The organism is Bdellovibrio bacteriovorus str. Tiberius, assembly GCF_000317895.1.
GTDB classification, from domain to species: Bacteria; Bdellovibrionota; Bdellovibrionia; order Bdellovibrionales; family Bdellovibrionaceae; genus Bdellovibrio; species Bdellovibrio bacteriovorus_F.
The window spans coordinates 3,957,572-3,975,434 of sequence record NC_019567.1; the positions used below are offsets into that span (position 1 = coordinate 3,957,572).

The window sequence follows — 17,863 nt, forward strand, 5'->3', positions numbered from 1 at the left end:
TATTTTAAGATCCCGCCTTGTTCACAAGGCGAAAGTCCTACAACAGACTTTTTTCGACAGCAGAGAAGATGGGACCAGATACAAAGCCCATCAAAACAATGGCAAGAGCCATAACCACTGCAGTCACTGTTGTTGCATTCAAAGAATGACCCGCGATTTCCGCGTTTCCTTCTTTCATGTACATCACAACGATAGGGCGCAGGTAGTAGTAAACACCGATCACAGAGTTCAACATACCCCAGATAGCCAGCCACAGAAGGCCTTCACCGATAGCCGCGTTGAACATGTAGAACTTACCGAAGAAACCCAGTGTTGGTGGGATACCCGCCAAAGAAAGCAGGAACACCGTCAAACACAGCGCCAGCATCGGACGTTGTTTCGCAAAACCAGCAAGATCATCAATATTCACAATGTGGTTTTCAGATTTTTCCAGCATCGCCGCAATCGCAAATGCACCGATCGTCATCAAACCGTAAGCCAGCAGATAGAAGATCACGCCCGACGCACCAAACGCGCCGTTATCGCTGACACCCGCCGTGATCAAACCCACCATCAGGTAACCGGAGTGAGCCACAGAGGAATAAGCGATCATGCGTTTGAAGTTATTCTGCATGATAGCCGCGGCATTACCCACGATCATGGTGATAACAGCCATCCACTGAAGGATATCAAACAGCTGATCAGAACCCGTCAAAGACTTCGTTGCAATAATACGCAAGAAAGCCGCGAAGGAAACTGTTTTCACCGCCGTTGCCATGAAGGCTGTGTGCGGAGTCGGCGCCCCCTGGTAAACGTCCGGAGTCCAAGCGTGGAATGGAGCAATCGAAACCTTGAAGCAGAAGCCCAGGATCACGAAAGTCACACCAAACAGGAACAGACGGCTGGTCTGAACAAGTTCAGCAGCGTTGTCCATGAAGCTCAGGATGTTTGTGCCACCAGTAGAACCGAAGATGAAAGCCACCCCGTACAGGAACAATGCCGAAGCAAAAGAACCCAGGATGAAGTATTTCAAAGCCGCTTCTTTGGAAAGTTTTTCCTCGTGGCTCATGGCGATCATCAGGTACAGCGCCAAAGACATCATTTCCAGACCGATGAAGACCATCAACAGATCCACCGCGGAAACCAGGATCAACATCCCCACCGCAGAACTCATCGCCAGGAAGATCAGTTCAGAGAACTGCTTGCCGGTTGTCGCCGGATTTTCGTACATCATCACCATCGCGGCACCCGCACCAGCCAGGGCAATGATACCCATCCACTGCGTGACACCGTCGAAGATCAGACCGTTATTGAAAGCAGTTTTGTCAGAGCCGCCAAAGACCACCAACAGCACAACTGCCGCCACGATACCCGTCAAAGCCTGACCCAAAGTGATCAGGGCATGTTGTTCGCGGTTGCCACGAAGAACCTTCATCGTGATTGGCAGAAGACTTGCCAGGAACAACGCGATCATCGGAGAGATCAACAGAACGTCGCTAAGACCAACATTGATATTCATTAGTTACCCCCTTGCGCGTGCATAACTTCAGAGGCGCCCGGCTGAACAATCGTCAGATTATAATTGCTTCTGTTGTTCACCAGGTGATCGATGCTGGCTTTAGAGAAGTTCAGGAAATGATTCGGGAACAGACCCATCCAGAACACCATGATCACCAATGGAACCAGAACCGTGATTTCACGCGCATTCAGGTCATGCAGCGGATGATGCTCGTCTTTAACCAGTTCACCCTGCTCGCCGAAGAACACACGTTTAAACATCCACAGCATGTACACCGCACCCAGAACCACGCCGGAAACTGCGAAGTAAGCAAAGACCGGATGAGACTGGTAAGTGCCCAGAAGGATGAAGAACTCGCCCACGAAACCGTTGGTCATTGGAACCGCGATCGAGGACAAAGTGATGATAAAGAAGAAGATCGTGAAGATTGGCAACACACCCGCCAAACCGCCGTATTTGGAGATTTCACGAGAATGCGTTCTTTCGTAGATCATACCAATCAGGATGAACAGCGCCCCGGTAGAAATACCGTGATTCAGCATCTGGTACAAACCACCACCCATGCCGTAAGCGTTGAACGCAAACAGACCCAGAAGGATGTAACCCATGTGGGATACGGAAGAGTACGCCACTAGTTTCTTTACATCTGGCTGAACCATCGCCACCAAAGCACCATAGATGATGCCCACAGTACCGATCAGCATGAACAACCAAGCCCAGTATTCAGAAGCCTCCGGGAACAAAGGAATCACCCAGCGCATGAAACCGTAAGTACCCATTTTCAGCATCACACCCGCCAGGATCACAGAACCCGGAGTCGGAGCTTCAACGTGGGCATCCGGCAACCAAGTGTGAACCGGGAACGCCGGAACCTTGATCGCGAAAGCCAATGCAAAGGCAAAGAACAACAACGTTTGCAAACTGAAGAACGTGCCGCCCACAAACGGAATCTGCAGCTGATAGAAATCAAGCAAGCTTGCACTCATCTGCCCGGTCGCTTCCTGAGTCAGGTACATCATATAGATGATCGCTACCAGCATCAGCACAGAACCCGCCATCGTGTAGATGAAGAATTTCACTGTTGCGTAGATACGGCGAGCGCCACCCCAGATACCGACCATGAAGTACATCGGAACCAGAGAAAGTTCCCAGAACACATAGAAGAAAACCGCATCCATTGCCAGGAAAGTGCCCAGCATCGCAGTTTGCAGAATGAACAGGCAGATGTGGAAGCCTTTTACACGCTCAGTGATGGATGTCCAGCTTGCCAGGATAATGATCGGGGTCAGGAACGTGGTCAGCAGAACCAGCCACAAAGAAATCCCGTCAATACCCATGAAGTACTGGATGCCGAAGCGTTCAATCCACATGAACTTTTCCACCATCTGCAGGCCCGTCGCGGAAGCGTCGAAGCTTTTGAACAGGGAAAGGCTCACGATGAATTCAATCACGGAAAGACCCAAAGCCAGGTGGCGAACGGTGTTCGCCTTAGGCCAGATCGCAACTAACAGCGCGAATAAAAGAGGTAGGAAAACAATGCTACTCAGGATCATACATTACCTCATGATCACAAATGAAAGGGCCACAACCACGCCGATGCCAATGTACATCGCGTATTGTTGCATATTTCCGGTCTGAACCGAGCGGGCGAAGGAACCCATGCCACGCACAAGATCACCAGCCCAGAACGTCATCTTGTCGATGAAATTCACGTCGATGTAGTACCAGGTGTTTTTACTCAAAGAAACCAGCGGATTGATGATGAAACCAAAGTAGGCTTCGTCCACGAAGTACTTGTTGTAAACCGTGTTGTAAACCGGCTTAATGCTTTCAGCGATTTTCTTCGGAGTCTCTGGAGACTTCACATAGAACTGATAAGCCACAATCGCAGAAACAGTCGCCAGACCCACTGAACAGCCCATCAGAACCCATTCAGTTGTGTGATCAATTGCTGTCCAGCCCGGGATCGGAGAAATCAACGGGTGCAACCAGTGCTCCCAGAAGTTCGGCATGTGACCCAGGTGTTCACCGATAACATGAGGAACGCCAATCCAGCCCGCGAACACGGAAAGGATCGCCAGGATGATCAGTGGAATCGTCATGATCGCGGAAGATTCGTGCGGATGAACATCGTCAGAAACACGGCTTTTACCCCAGAAGGTCAGCGCCATCAAACGAGTCATATAGAACGCCGTCAAAGTCGCGCCCAGCACACCCGCCGCCCAAAGGATCGGAGAACCCAGTGGAGAATGGAATGCGTAAGCCAGAATTTCATCCTTGGAGAAGAAACCGGAGAACAGCGGAGTTCCGATGATCGCCAGCCAGCCCATCAGGAAAGTGATGTGCGTGATTGGCATGTACTTTTTAAGACCACCCATTTTGCGGATGTCCTGTTCTTCGTGCATTCCGTGAATCACAGAACCAGAGCCCAGGAACATCAGGGCTTTGAAGAACGCGTGAGTCATCAAGTGGAACATCGCTGCGCCAAACGCACCCACACCGGCTGCCAGGAACATATAACCCAGCTGAGATACCGTCGAATATGCCAGAACTTTTTTGATGTCGTTTTGAGTGATACCGATAGTCGCTGCAAACACCGCGGTCGCCGCACCGATGATCGCAATAACCATCATTGTGTTCGGAGCCATGATGAACAAAGGATTCAGACGAACGATCATGTACACACCGGCAGTCACCATTGTCGCCGCGTGGATCAGGGCGGAAACCGGTGTTGGACCGGCCATCGCGTCTGGAAGCCAAACGTACAAAGGAATCTGTGCGGATTTACCAGTCGCCCCGATGAACAGGAACATCGTACCCAGAGTCAAAGCCCCCAACCAGGAGGATTCAGCCACTGTTGGAGCCAGTGCATTCAGTTCAGAGAAGTTCAAAGTGCCGAAGGTGATGAACAAAACGAACATACCCAGCAAGAAGGCCGCGTCACCAATACGATTGGTGATGAAGGCTTTCATACCTGCCGCCGCTTTTTCTTTGTCAGTGAACCAGAAACCGATCAACAGGTAAGAGCAAAGACCGACACCTTCCCAACCCACGAACATCACCAGCAAGCTGTCACCCAATACAAGCAACAACATGTTGAAGATGAACAGGTTCAGGTAAGCGAAGTATTTCGCCACACCTTTATCGTGGTGCATGTAACCGATAGAGAACAAGTGGATCAAAGTACCAACACCCGTGATCACCAGGATCATGATGGCGCTGATTTGATCGACTACGAAACCGGCGTTGACCTTGAATTTATCAATCGCCATCCATTCGAAGAAGCTCACCGCGATACGGCGGGCTTCAGCGGGCATGGAAACCAGGTCCACAACCAAAAGGATCGCGGAGATGAAAGAGATCGCCACCGCAACCGTTGCGATGGAGCCAGCCACATTTCCAGAGTGTTTTTTATATCTGACACCGTTGATCAGGAAACCAACAAAAGGAGCCAGAATCAGGACTGCCATTAATAGAGAATGATTCACAGCTTATCCCCTATCCTTTCAAATGCTCAAAGAAGCGGATGTTCACTTCGTTGAATCGTTTAAAGATGGATACTGCCAGCGCCAGACCCACTGCCGCTTCCGCAGCCGCGATAGTCATAACGAAGAACACCATGATGTGACCATCCAGCAGGCCCAGGTATTTACTGAAAGCCACGAAAGTCAGATTCACAGAGTTCAGCATCAACTCGATGGACATCAAAAGAACGATCACGTTACGGCGAAGAAGAACGCCCGCCATACCCATAACAAACAAAAGTGCAGCCAGAACCAAGTAATGAGTCAGGCCGATATTATTGATGAACTCAGTGTTCATGTGTTCCACCTTTACTGCGCGCCAAAGCAACGGCACCCACTGCAATTACCAGAAGAAGAACGCCCAAAGCCTCAAATCCGAAGATGTATTTGGTGAACAAGATCTGTCCCAAAGCTTTGGTTGATTCCATGCCTGTACCCACCAGCACCGGATTGTCTGTGGTTTTTTCACCCATCAGATTCACCGACATGGCGATAGCACCCACGACCAAGCCTGCAAACAGGCCGACAGAGGCGATTTTAACCACACCCGTGAACTTGCCACGAGTGAAGGCCTGAACGTCTTTTTTCAAGTCGAAGAGCATGATCACCATCGTGAACAAAACCATGACCGCACCGGCGTAAACAATCAGCTGAACGCCCGCGATAAAGTAGGCATTCAGAGTCACGAACAAGGCGGAGATTCCCACCATGGTCATCGCCAGGCACAAAGCGGAATAGATCGGATTGGACATCAAAATGACACTAAGGCCGGAAGCCAGAGTGACAAACGCTAAAAACCAGAAAAGAAATGCATCTGCTGTCATTTTAACTCCTTACAAAGATGCGATGTAGATCACAAAGGCTGTGATAATGGTGTTTGCCAAAGCCCAAGGAAGCATCGTCTTCCAGCCCAGATCCATCAGCTGATCGTAACGGAAACGAGGCAAAGTCCAACGTACCCAGATGAAGACCCACATGAAGAAACCAAACTTGATGTTGAACACCAGGAAATGGATCAACGCGACCAAAGCACTTGCCGTGCCGGCTGTGGAAGCAACACCCGCCGCCCATTCATTCAGTTCAGCCACAGACACGTAAGGAATCGTGTAACCACCGAAGAAGAACAGCACCATCAGACCGGAAGCGATCATCATGTGACCGTATTCCCCGATGAAGAACATGTTGAATTTGAAACCGCCGTACTCAGTGTGGAAACCACCCACCAGCTCGGATTCACCTTCCGCCAAGTCAAATGGCAGACGGTTGGATTCCGCAAACGCGGCCGAGAAGAACAACAAAGCCCCCACTGGTTGATAGAAAATACCCCAGTTTGGCAGCCAGTTTGCGGTGATTGTGTGACCCAGGAAAGAGAACGCCAAAGGACCCTGCTGAGCCAGTGTCATTTCCGTCAGGTTGAACGTGCCATAAAGCATGATCACACCCACAATGGAAAGACCCAATGCCAGTTCGTAGGAAATCGTTTGTGCGGAAGCACGAAGCGCACCCATCAGGGTGTACTTGTTGCCGGAACCCCAGCCCGCCATCAGCAATGTGTAAGCAGCCAATGAGCTGACGCCCAGGATGAACACGATGCCCACGCCGATATCATAGCCCTGAACCAGGAAAGTGTAAGGACCCCAAGTGGAGCCGAACATTTCAAAGGTGCCTACCTGAATCGGAGAAGAAAGCGGAATCGCAGAGAAAGCCACTGCACCCGGAATCAACGCGAAGATCGGAGCCGCATAGTACAGGAACGGCTTCGCCGTTTGCGGCATGAAGTTTTCCTTGTTCAGGAACTTCACCGCATCGGCAAGAAGCTGCACGAGACCCAGAGGACCCACGCGGTTCGGACCCAGACGATCCTGAATGAAGGCGGAACCACGGCGCTCAAGCCATACCAAAATAGGCACTGCCTGAACCATCATCAGGAAGATGACGACCAGTTTTAAACCGTTGACGGTTATTTCGAAAATATCTTTACCCATTCCCATCGCTTAGTCCCATTCCAAAGCTTTAGATTTAACTTCCCAGAACAGCCCGAAGATGAAGATCGCGATGAAGATCATCATGGAAACGAAGACAAATGTGCCTCCGCCTGTCGCGATGAACTCACGGAATGAAATCGCCCAAGGGTACATGAAGATAATCTCGATATCGAAAAGGATGAACAGGATCGCTGTCAGATAGTACTTAACAGAAATCTTTGTCTCCTTTTTCTCAATACCAGGAATACCGCACTCGTAAGGCTCGTACTTCACAGGGTTGTATACCGGTTTTGTCCCAGTAATATTGGCAGCAAGCCAAACTAAAAAGGCTCCAAAAAGAGCAATGAAAATGACGATGAATATGACTCCACCGAGTGGCACTAGTCCCTCCAAAGTTGTCGTTATTATTTGGATTTCAATTAGTTATATATGTGTCGTCAGTGAAAACCAAGAAATATGAATGGAAACAAGGCGATAAGCGTGGCAAGATGAGCCCACCAAATGAAAGCCGAAAGCACTCACACAAGACTCGAATCCATCCTGGAAAGAGCCTTTGAAACAACTCGCGGAAAGATTCAAGTCACCGGGGCGGCGTCTCCGCTGGCACTTGCTTACTTTTTGTCGCAGACTTACTCTAAAAAAATCAACGGCTTGCCGCATCTTGTTGTGACTGGCAGTCATCGTGAAGCGGTGACCTTGCAAGCCTTGCTGGAGTTCTTCGACCCGAGTCGTCATAGTCATATTCTGCCCGCTTTCGATGTTTCACCCTACTCCGGACTCTATCCCAACACCCAAGTCGTCGCAGACCGGGTTCGCTTCCTGGCAAAAGCTCAAGTCGCCAAAGCCGGAGAAATCTTCATATCCTCAGTTGACGCGCTGATGCAGAAAACCCTTCCGATGAAGATCCTGAAGGATCACTCCAAAACCGTTCGCGCCGGAGATGAGCTTCCCGAGAACCTTTCGGACTATTTCTCGTCCTTAGGTTACACCGCGGCTCCGATGGTTGAAGACAAGGGTCAGTTTGCGGTTCGCGGTGGTATCGTGGACATCTATCCACCCACCGAAAATCAACCCGTGCGCATGGATCTGTTCGGCGATCAGGTGGAAAGCCTTCGTCATTTCAGTGTGGCGGATCAAAGAAGCTCGGACGAAATTCAATCCTTTGTTCTGACTCCGGCCCGCGAAGTTCTTTATCGCGACGAAACCCATGAAAGACTTTTGCAACGGGTGCGCGCCTCGCTTGAGGACCGCAAGGTGGACAAGGCTGAAGCCGAAGAAACCCTGCGATCTCTGGTGCTAAAGAATGCCTTTCCGGGCATTGAATTCCTGCTTCCTTATTTCTATGGCGAACTTGCCACGCCGGCCGATCATTTCCCGGGCGCTTTGAATCTGTGGTTCCTGGATCCGGTGGAGATCTCGCGCTGTGCGGATGAAATGTGGGGGGAACTAAAAGCCGATCACCGCACCAGCGACGCTCACGTGATCCGCCCTGAGCTTGAAGACATCTACGTGAACTTTGAAACTTTGGCCTATCCGCTGAACTCGCGTCAGGTGTATTTTTCTTCCCTGGAATATTTCGACGAAGAAAACTCGGATGATTCCCGGGTTGAGTATCGTACGGCAATGACTCAGGATTTTACAAACCTGGCATTAGCCAACGCGGTCGGCACCGAACCGTGGTTGCAGGCTGCGGCCAACAAACTTCATCGCTGGCGTGATGAGGGTTATCGCATCTTTGTCAGCACCAAAAATCAGTCCCATATCGACCGGTTGTCTTTGGTGTTTGAAAAGCTGGAGCTAAAAGCCGTTCGCACCAGCAGCGATGAATACCGCTGGGATTCGTGGCTGCAGGAACAGGATCGTGAACAAAACATCGTTCACATCGTGCCCCGTTACCTGGCTGAGAGCCTGCGCCTGGAGGAAGAAAAGATCATCTTCCTGCGCGATGAGGACTTCTATGGTAAAAAACAGCGCTCTAAAGAATCCAGTGGCGCCCAGGATTTCCAAAAGCAGGCCAAGCGTCTTTCCTTCGGTGATTTGAAACCGGGTGATCTGGTTGTTCACACCAAGCACGGGATCGGCCAGTACGAAGGCCTGAAGATCATGAATATCAGCGGCGTCGAATCTGAATACATTCAGGTCGGCTATAAGGATAAAGACAAACTTTATCTGCCCGTGTACCGCGTAGGTCAGCTGCAAAAGTTCTCGGGTGCTGGCACCAGCATCCTGGACAAACTGGGCGGCACAGCCTGGGAAAAAACCAAAGCCAAGGTCAAATCCCATGTGCGCGACATCGCCGCGGACTTGCTGGCTCTTTATGCCAAGCGCGCAGAAATGCACCGCCCGGCTTTTGTGATCAAAGAAGATGAAGTGCTGATGTTTGATAACGGCTTCCCTTACGAGGAAACCGACGATCAGCTTCGCGCCATCAATGACATCCGCAAAGATTTAAAATCCACGAAGCCCATGGATCGTCTGGTTTGCGGTGATGTGGGCTTTGGTAAAACCGAAGTCGCAATGAGGGCCGCCTTCTTTGCCATTCAAGCCCGCAAACAAGTGGCGGTGCTGGCGCCGACGACTGTGTTGACCTTCCAGCACTTTGAAACCTTCAAAAAACGCTTCGAAGGCTGGCCCGTGGACATCCGCGTGCTGAATCGTTTCGTGACTCCCGCCGAAGTGAAAAAGACTTTGCAGGATTTGAAAGACGGAAAAGTTGATTTGATCGTCGGCACCCACAAATTGCTGGGGTCATCGATTGCTTACAAGGATTTAGGTCTTTTGATTATCGACGAAGAACAAAAGTTCGGCGTCACACATAAAGAGAAAATCAAAAAAATCAAAACCAGCGTCGACACCCTGACACTGTCAGCAACGCCGATTCCGCGCACCCTGAACATGGCGCTAGTCGGGATTCGCGATTTAAGTTTAATCAACACCGCGCCGGTGGATCGTCTGCCGACCCGCACCTTTGTGACAAAGTTTGATGCCGAAACCATCCGCAAAGCCGTGACGGCTGAAATTTCCCGCGGTGGTCAGGTGTATTTTATCCATAACCGCATTGAATCCATCTATGGCCTGGTGGATGAACTTCGCCAGATCGTACCGGAAGCGCGCATTCGTGTGGCCCACGGACAGATGGAAGAACACGAGCTTGAAAAAGCGATGCTGGCTTTCTTCCATCACGAAATTGATGTTTTGGTGTGTACGGCGATTGTGGAATCCGGCATGGACGTGCCGCGCGCAAACACCATGTTCATCGATACGGCGCACTTGTTTGGTCTTTCCCAGCTTTATCAGCTGCGCGGACGCGTGGGCCGATCCAAGACACGTGCTTACTGCTATTTGATGATGCCAAGAAATCACAAGCTCGATAAAGAGCAGCAAGAGCGTCTGAAAATCATTCAGGAAAACACCGCCCTTGGCAGCGGCATCAAGATTGCCCAGTACGATCTGGAACTTCGCGGTTCCGGAAACATCCTGGGTGAAGAACAATCCGGTCACGTGAACTCGGTCGGTTATGAGATGTACATGGATCTTCTGAATGAAGCCCTGGCAGAAGCCAAGGGTGAATCGGTTGAAGACATGGATCTGGATCCGGAACTGAATTTGAAAATTCCGGCGCTTATTCCGGATGCTTACATCAAGGACATCCGCATTCGTCTGGGTTACTACAAAGCGCTTGCCGACATCACTTCCAACGAAGAACTAGATCGCATCGAAGAAGAGCTGCGGGATCAGTTTGGACCGATCCCGGAACAAACCGTGAACTTGATGGGCCTTATGCTGATTCGTCGTCAGTGTAAAGAGCTGGGCGTTCGTGATATCAGTGCCGGATTGAAATCCATCTCTTTGATCTTCACCGAAAAAACCAAACTGAGCCCTGAAAAAGTGATTCAGCTGGCGATCCGTGAAAGCAAAAAGTATTCACTGACTCCGGACAACCGCCTGAACATCAAAATGAGCACCATCACCTGGTCTGCGGTTCACGAAGAAATCGATACCCTGCTTCGTCTCATCTAAAGATTTCCGTGTTTCAAAGTGAGACTACTTAAGACGGCGTCATAATACTCCGATAAGTTTTCATATGAAATACCGACTTCTGTACGTATCTTTTCTGGTAATTTCCTTTGCCATACTTAGTACAGGCTGCAGTCTTGATGCCGATCTCTTTTCAAAAGACTTAGCAAGTATCGACGACAATACCCACAATAACTTTTTGGCTTCCAAGCTTTCCGCTGGCGCCAACCACACGTGCCAGCTTAAGGCGGATGGATCTGTCTGGTGCTGGGGCCGCAATGTCTGGGGCGAACTTGGAAATGGCACCAACACCGACAGCACCGCTCCCGTCAGCGTTCTTGATCCCGGTGTTCACTACGACAGCATTTCGGTCACCGATAATTTCGCCTGCGGTCTGACATCGCAAGGCGCCGTTCGTTGCTGGGGAAGCAATTCCAGCGGTCAGCTGGGCAATGGGGTCTTGGATTCCAACATCCCCTTGCAGGTGCAAGGATTGGAATCCGGCGTGATCTCTGTTTCCACCTCGGGGGAACGATGGGGAAATTATGGCTACGCGTGCGCCCTGCTCGCAGATAAAACAGTGAAATGCTGGGGATATCACCCTGCAAATATTGGCAACGGCACGAATTCCAGCGCAACACCCGTGACAGTCGCTGGCCTGACGGGCGCAGTGCAAATTTCCACGGGTCGTGGTCACACTTGCGCCCTGCTGGAATCCAAAAATGCGGTCTGCTGGGGCGGCAACGCCGGGGGACAGTTGGGCGATGGCACCGGAATGGATTCAGCAATTCCGGTGCAAGTCAGCGGACTGACCAATGTTAAAAAAATTCTGGCAGCCTCTGCATCCTGGTTAAACGGTGGTTTTAGCTGTGCGCTGATGGAAAACGGCACCGTGAAGTGCTGGGGGATTAATAGCAATGGAACTCTTGGAAACAACAACAACGCCGTCACTCATTCGCTCAGCCCCGTGGATGTATTTGGTCTGACGGATATCGAAGACTTGGCGATCGCTTACGGAAATGATTCCAATGGCAACGGCACGGCGTGCGCCATTCATCAAAGCGGACAGGTTTCTTGCTGGGGATCAAACTCCAGCGGCATGGTGGGTGACGGCACTTACAATCCAACGTTCATCCCACTGCAGGTGAATAATCTTATCAGTCGCCAAACCGCCGTCGCTCTGGGCGAAGGCGGCGACAACGGATGCGGTCACACGTGCGCGCTAAATGATCTGGGAAATTTCAAATGTTGGGGTGCGAATGGGTCCGGTCAGCTGGGTGATGGAACCACCACCGACCGTCTGGCACCCTGATTAGAATTCTAAACGAAGACCACCACCGAACAGGAAGTCCGTCGTGGTGTCTGGATCATCAGGGGCTTCCGTCTTCGCGTACTGAGTCGCATAGACATCAATAAAGGTGTTCTCAAGTCCCCAACTAAACGTGCTTTGCTTCGCCGTTTCGTAATCGATCCAATCCAGTTGAATCAGCATTCCCACGGTGTAGTTGTAACCCATCTGAGTCGTGGCCGAGAAAGAATCCGTCGCGCTTTTTTCAGAAAATCCCATCTGCCAAACATTGATACCCACATAAGGCGCAACGTACGGTTCATTCATCAGCATGTCTGCCGTGAATTTGAAACCAATTCCGTACTTGGTGATTTCCAAACTGCGGTCACTGTTTCCGTCCACTTTACCGACGCCATATAAAGCGCCTGCGGCTAAAGAGCCCAGCATGAAATTGTATTTATAGTCCAAACCCAGCTGAATCAGATTCACCGTGTCCGAACCAAAAACGGCTTTGTAGGATTGACCGTCCAAAGTGGAAATGAAGTTTTTAAATTCGATCGCCTCATAATCAAACGACACATAGGTTCCGTGAGTTTCGCGTCGGACTTTATAGTCCGCCAGATTATCCTGACGGATCTGCACTTCCACCAGCGGCAGATGTTCCAGGGCCGGGCTTGGAGTGGGTTCGGCGTATCTTTGCACCGGAGCTTCAATCACCGCCGGCTCTTCAGGAACTGGAACGGCCTCTTCGGTTTCAGCGGTGGAGGTTTCTTCAGATGTTGTTGTGGATTCTTCAGCGAACGGATCAGAATCTTCATCCACATCGGTGGTTTCCACAGGGGAAAGATCATCGAAATCGGCCGGAGCTTGTTGCTGCTGTTGAATTTCGACATCATCGGCAGCTTCCACTTCCTGCTCGATATCTTGAGCATAGGCAGAAAAGCCCACCATCAAGGTCAGCAGAATACATACTTTTGATTTAAGACTTTGGTGCAATTTCATGCTGTCTCTCAAATCTCGTCTGGCCTCGTAGGGGCCAAGTGATAGTCTGAATCTTATGAACAAGTATATCAGGGGAATCCTTAGGAATTTTAGTTTTTGTCTGCTGATTCTTGTTTTTCCCCACCTTGTACTAGCTTCTGGTCCTTCGGCTGACAAGCTGTCAAAAGTCATCGATTTCAAGATCAAACAAATGAGTCCTGAAGAAAAAGTCGGACAGCTTTTCATCGTCGGCTTTCCCCATAAAAACGTCGCTCCGGATCTGGAATCCTTTATCGCGAAATACAAACCCGGATCATTCCTGCTATTTAAACGCAATATGATTTCAGCCCCGCAGATTCGGGAGCTGAATCTGGCGCTTTATAAAGCAAGCTACAAACATTCTAAACTTCCACCACTGATTGCCATCGATCAGGAAGGTGGATCGGTATCCCGCCTGCCGATCACGCCCGCTCCGCCGAATGCATTGGCCCTGGGGCAGACCCAGTCCCCTCTTTTGGCGGAAGAGATGGGCTATCAAACAGGACTATTCCTGCGTGAAGTGGGCTTCAACATGAATCTTGCGCCCGTGCTGGATGTGGTGGACCCCTATTCGACAAGCTTCATTGGTGTCAGATCCTTTGGCTCGGATCCGGAGCTGGTGCGCGACATCGGTGTCGCCTATTCAAAAGGTCTTCTTAAAGCGCGCGTGATCCCCACGGCGAAACACTTCCCGGGCACCGGCAGTCTGAATCAGGATCCGCATCTGACAGTCGTAAAAAACAGCGCGACTTTGGAAGAAATGAAAAGGCGCGATTTGATTCCTTTCATAGGTTATTCAAAAATCGGCGCCAATATTGCGGTGATGATGTCGCATCTGATTTACCCGGGTCTGGATGAAGATTTAGAGCCCGCAAGTTTTTCCACAAAGATTTCCAAAACTCTTTTACGTGATGAACTGAAGTACCAGGGCCTGGTCATGACCGATGACTTGCAGATGCAAGGATCAAAGCAAGTGCTGCGCCCGGAAGCCGCGGCCCTGCGCGCCCTGCAATCGGGGTCCGACATCGTGATGCTGACATGGTCTTTTGCCGATCAGGGAAAGGCTTTTGATTACGTCTTGGCAGCCCTGAAATCCGGCGACCTTCCATCCGCCAGCGTGGATGAAAAACTTCGCCGTATTTTACGCGTAAAGGCCTTTGCAAACGTTTATCGCAGAGACCCCAAGCTGCCCTCCCTGCTTAGTGGCAACAGCCTCACGTCGCCTCAATACGCAGAGATCGAAGACGAAGTTTTATCCCAGAACTTAAAAACCAGCCTGATCCCAAGACAGCTGCCCTCAGCAAAAACCCCGCGTAAGCCCGCGTCGCTGGAAACTGTGTGTGCCGCCTCACCGTCTCAGGATTTCTTGCTGTCCTTTGTGGGCACGGAAAAAAGAAAGATCCCAAGTCTGAAGCTTGAAAACAGCTCGTTGGGTAAGGATCTGTCGGCATTGTTGAGTAAGAATCAATGCACGGCTTTGTTTGTTGGCGTCACCGGTCCTCGCACCGCCCGTCAGGTGCGTGGTCTTTCCCCGCAGGAACGCCAAAAGCTGATTGTGGTGAACTTGGGGGCGCCTCGCCTGTTCCCGAAGTCGCGTGGCTATCGCCAGGTCATTCAGCTTTACTTTAATCACAGGGATGCCGGCAAAAAGATAGCCCAGTACCGGGATGAAATCTTAAAGAGTTCTCAAGGTTCGTTTGCCTTGAAAGATTAGATCTTCAGAAATGACATTCTGAAAAAAGAAACGGAGGCTTGTGGCCTCCGTTTTAGTTTCTTACTTCTTAGCTGGCTGTTGTTCAGCCGCTTCGATTTTCGCTCTCGCGTGAGCCCAGTCGCGCTGGAACTCTGCCCAGTCCTCGTCTGTGATCAATTCGTTCATGATCTTCTTTTCAGAAAGAGCCAGGAACTCTTTTGTCGCCTGAAGATCAATGTCTTCAGGAAGGTCCGCGATGTTGGCAAGAATATTCACGCCCTCAGGGGAAACCTGGCAGTAACCCCAGCTGATAACAGCCAAGTCCTGCTTTTCTTTCCCTTTGAGTTTCCATTTCATCACGCCTGTTTCCAGAGTGGTGATCAATGGAGCGTGACCAGGAAGAATGTTCAACTCTCCCTTGAATGCTGGAACAGTCACCTCGTCGACCTCTTGGCCAACAAGGATGCGCTTTTCCGGTGTCACGATTGTCAGTTTCATATTCACCCCTTAGGAAGAGGCAGGCACTAAGCCTGCAGCTTCTTAGCTTTCTCGATAGCGTCTTCGATAGTACCAACAAGGTAGAACGCCTGCTCTGGAAGAGCATCGTGTTTACCATCAAGGATCTCGCGGAAACCTCTAACAGTGTCTTTGATATCCACGTACTTGCCTGGCAAGCCAGTGAACTGCTCAGCAACGAAGAACGGCTGAGACAAGAAACGCTGGATCTTACGAGAACGGGAAACAACCAATTTATCAGATTCAGACAACTCGTCCATACCCAGGATCGCGATGATGTCCTGAAGCTCACGGTTACGCTGCAACAACGCCTGAACGTCACGAGCGCATTTGTAGTGCTCTTCACCGATAACAGTTGGATCCAACAAACGAGAAGTGGAAGTCAACGGGTGAACCGCAGGGAAGATCGCCATAGCCGCGATATCACGATCCAAGTTTGTCGTAGCATCCAAGTGAGTGAACGTGGTTGCTGGAGCTGGATCCGTGTAGTCATCCGCTGGTACGTAAACCGCTTGAACGGAAGTGATGGAACCTTTTTTAGTGGAAGTGATACGCTCTTGAAGAGTACCCATCTCTGTTGCAAGTGTTGGCTGATAACCAACCGCAGAAGGGATACGACCCAATAGTGCGGAAACTTCGGCACCCGCTTGAGTGAAGCGGAAGATGTTGTCTACGAAGAACAATACGTCCTGGTTTTCAACGTCACGGAAGTATTCAGCAACAGTCAGACCAGTCAAAGCAACGCGCGCACGAGCTCCAGGAGGTTCGTTCATCTGACCGAACACCAAAGAAGTCTTGGCCAATACGCCAGACTGCTTCATCTCTTGCCACAAGTCATTACCTTCACGAGTACGCTCACCAACGCCTGCGAATACGGAGAAACCACCGTGCTCAGTCGCGATGTTACGGATAAGTTCCTGGATAAGTACTGTTTTACCAACGCCCGCACCACCGAACAAACCGATCTTACCACCCTTAGCGTAAGGTGCCAGCAAGTCTACGACTTTGATACCAGTCATCAACATTGCTGCAGATGTAGCCTGGTCTTCGAATTTTGGAGCTGTTCTGTGGATACCCCAGTGTTCTTTTGCGTTTACTGGACCCATTTCGTCGATTGGTTCACCAACTACGTTGATGATACGGCCCAAAGCTTCACGGCCTACCGGCGCTGTGATTTGAGTGCCCAACGCTTTAACTTTTTCACCACGAACCAAACCTTCAGTTTGGTCCATAGAGATAGTTCTTACAACACCGTCACCCAAGTGCTGAGCAACTTCAAGAACAAGGTTGAATTCAACGTCAGAGATAAATTTGTTTGATACACGCAGAGCAGAGTTGATCGCAGGAAGTTCCCCGCCTTCAAATTCTACGTCCACTACGGGACCCATAACCTGTTTTACTTTACCGAATGCCATTATTCAGCTCCCTATCCTTTAAGCGCTTCAGCGCCAGATACGATTTCAATCAATTCTGTAGTAATTTTTTCTTGTCTCAATTTGTTATACGTCAGAGTGAGTTTGTTGATCATCTCTTTCGCGTTGTTTGTCGCGTTTTCCATCGCGCTCATACGAGCACCATGTTCACCCGCAACAGACTCGGACATACATCTGTAAACTTGAAGTTCGAAGTGTTTCTCAAGCAATTCTTTGATGATTTGCTCTGGAGCCGGTTCGAAGATCATATCGACAGCAAAGTTGGATGCAGCTTCAGTTTCTGTTTTGAAAGTCGTCAAACCAAGGTTGATTGGCAGAAGAGTTTCAGCAGTCACTGTCTGGGAGATGGCAGATTGGAACTCGTTGTGCACGATACGAACTTCATCGTAAGCGCCTTCAAGGTAATCATTCATCACGCGGTTCGCAACTTTGGAAGCCAGCTCATAGGAAATGTCCTTATCAAGCTTGGTGATGTAATCAACCGGCTTGATACCACGTCTTGCGAAGTAGTCATGACCACGACGACCCACGAACAGGAAGTCGATCTTCTCTAGAGAAGCTTTGTTGTTGTTATAATAAGCTTCAGCGAATTTGTTGATATTGCTGTTGAAAGCGCCGCAAAGACCGCGATCAGAAGTGATAACAACAAGCAAAACATTCTTTACTTGTTCTTTCTTCTCCATCAACGGATGCGACACCTTATTGGTCACAGCGATATCCGCAATCACCTGACGCAAAGCCAGAGCATAAGGACGCATATTAACGATGTTATTCTGCGCCTTTCTCAACTTTGCAGCAGACACGAGCTTCATAGCTTTCGTGATCTGCTGGGTGTTTTTAGTGGACTCAATCTGAGCCCGGATATCCTTCAAGCTTGCCATTTAAGCAC

The 17,863-nt window shown here is 50.1% G+C and carries 14 protein-coding genes; 3 read left to right on the top strand and 11 right to left on the bottom strand.

Features of this window, described 5'->3' with window-relative positions; translation table 11 throughout:
- Window positions 1-37: 37 nt before the first annotated feature.
- Genes BDT_RS18765 through BDT_RS18795 form a run of 7 tightly spaced genes read right to left on the bottom strand, consistent with a single transcriptional unit; the run spans window position 38 to window position 7,280 of the window.
- Window positions 38-1,498 (bottom strand): NADH-quinone oxidoreductase subunit N, encoded by a 1,461-nt coding sequence (locus BDT_RS18765; RefSeq protein ID WP_015092821.1) that lies wholly within the window; start codon window positions 1,496-1,498, stop codon window positions 38-40.
- A complete protein-coding gene (locus BDT_RS18770; RefSeq protein ID WP_015092822.1) occupies window positions 1,498-3,051 on the bottom strand; it encodes a complex I subunit 4 family protein in 1,554 nt (517 codons plus the stop codon). Before BDT_RS18770 ends, BDT_RS18765 begins: the two co-directional genes overlap by 1 nt.
- Window positions 3,052-3,054: 3 nt before the next feature.
- Window positions 3,055-4,968, bottom strand: a complete 1,914-nt coding sequence (gene nuoL, locus BDT_RS18775) for an NADH-quinone oxidoreductase subunit L (RefSeq protein WP_015092823.1) — start codon at window positions 4,966-4,968, stop codon at window positions 3,055-3,057.
- 28 nt (window positions 4,969-4,996) lie between these two features.
- Complete coding sequence (gene nuoK / locus BDT_RS18780) at window positions 4,997-5,320, bottom strand: NADH-quinone oxidoreductase subunit NuoK (protein WP_011166187.1); 324 nt, start codon at window positions 5,318-5,320, stop codon at window positions 4,997-4,999.
- Complete coding sequence (locus BDT_RS18785; protein WP_011166188.1) at window positions 5,310-5,846, bottom strand: NADH-quinone oxidoreductase subunit J; 537 nt, start codon at window positions 5,844-5,846, stop codon at window positions 5,310-5,312. Before BDT_RS18785 ends, nuoK begins: the two co-directional genes overlap by 11 nt.
- Window positions 5,847-5,855: 9 nt before the next feature.
- The gene (locus BDT_RS18790) at window positions 5,856-7,007 is read right to left on the bottom strand and encodes a complex I subunit 1/NuoH family protein (protein ID WP_235046199.1); all 1,152 of its coding nucleotides are present in this window, start codon (window positions 7,005-7,007) and stop codon (window positions 5,856-5,858) included.
- A gap of 9 nt (window positions 7,008-7,016) precedes the next feature.
- Window positions 7,017-7,280 carry an NADH-quinone oxidoreductase subunit A gene (locus BDT_RS18795; RefSeq protein WP_015092825.1) on the bottom strand — a complete coding sequence of 88 codons (264 nt, stop codon included), beginning with the start codon at window positions 7,278-7,280 and terminating at the stop codon, window positions 7,017-7,019.
- A 228-nt stretch (window positions 7,281-7,508) separates the two neighbouring features.
- Between BDT_RS18795 and mfd the strand changes: the two genes are divergently transcribed.
- Both mfd and BDT_RS18805 read left to right on the top strand, forming a co-directional pair.
- Window positions 7,509-11,027, top strand: coding sequence for a transcription-repair coupling factor (gene mfd / locus BDT_RS18800; RefSeq protein ID WP_015092826.1), 3,519 nt, complete (start codon window positions 7,509-7,511; stop codon window positions 11,025-11,027).
- 64 nt (window positions 11,028-11,091) lie between these two features.
- Window positions 11,092-12,336: an RCC1 domain-containing protein gene (locus BDT_RS18805; protein ID WP_051026342.1), complete on the top strand. Its 1,245-nt coding sequence runs from the start codon at window positions 11,092-11,094 to the stop codon at window positions 12,334-12,336.
- On the opposite strand, the gene BDT_RS18810 is transcribed toward BDT_RS18805, so the two are convergent.
- Window positions 12,337-13,314: a hypothetical protein gene (locus BDT_RS18810; RefSeq protein WP_015092828.1), complete on the bottom strand. Its 978-nt coding sequence runs from the start codon at window positions 13,312-13,314 to the stop codon at window positions 12,337-12,339. It abuts the gene before it with no gap.
- A 190-nt stretch (window positions 13,315-13,504) separates the two neighbouring features.
- Here BDT_RS18810 and BDT_RS18815 point away from each other — a divergent pair, with 190 nt between their 5' ends.
- A complete protein-coding gene (locus tag BDT_RS18815) occupies window positions 13,505-15,046 on the top strand; it encodes a glycoside hydrolase family 3 protein (RefSeq protein WP_235046200.1) in 1,542 nt (513 codons plus the stop codon).
- Between the two features lie 60 nt (window positions 15,047-15,106).
- Here BDT_RS18815 and atpC read toward each other — a convergent pair whose 3' ends face one another.
- From atpC to atpG, 3 genes are read right to left on the bottom strand one after another with little or no spacing between them, the layout of a single operon-like run.
- A complete protein-coding gene (gene atpC, locus BDT_RS18820; RefSeq protein ID WP_235046201.1) occupies window positions 15,107-15,523 on the bottom strand; it encodes an ATP synthase F1 subunit epsilon in 417 nt (138 codons plus the stop codon).
- A 26-nt stretch (window positions 15,524-15,549) separates the two neighbouring features.
- Window positions 15,550-16,956, bottom strand: a complete 1,407-nt coding sequence (gene atpD, locus BDT_RS18825; RefSeq protein ID WP_041578169.1) for a F0F1 ATP synthase subunit beta — start codon at window positions 16,954-16,956, stop codon at window positions 15,550-15,552.
- Window positions 16,957-16,967: 11 nt separating this feature from the next.
- A complete protein-coding gene (gene atpG, locus BDT_RS18830; RefSeq protein ID WP_015092832.1) occupies window positions 16,968-17,855 on the bottom strand; it encodes an ATP synthase F1 subunit gamma in 888 nt (295 codons plus the stop codon).
- Window positions 17,856-17,863: the final 8 nt, after the last annotated feature.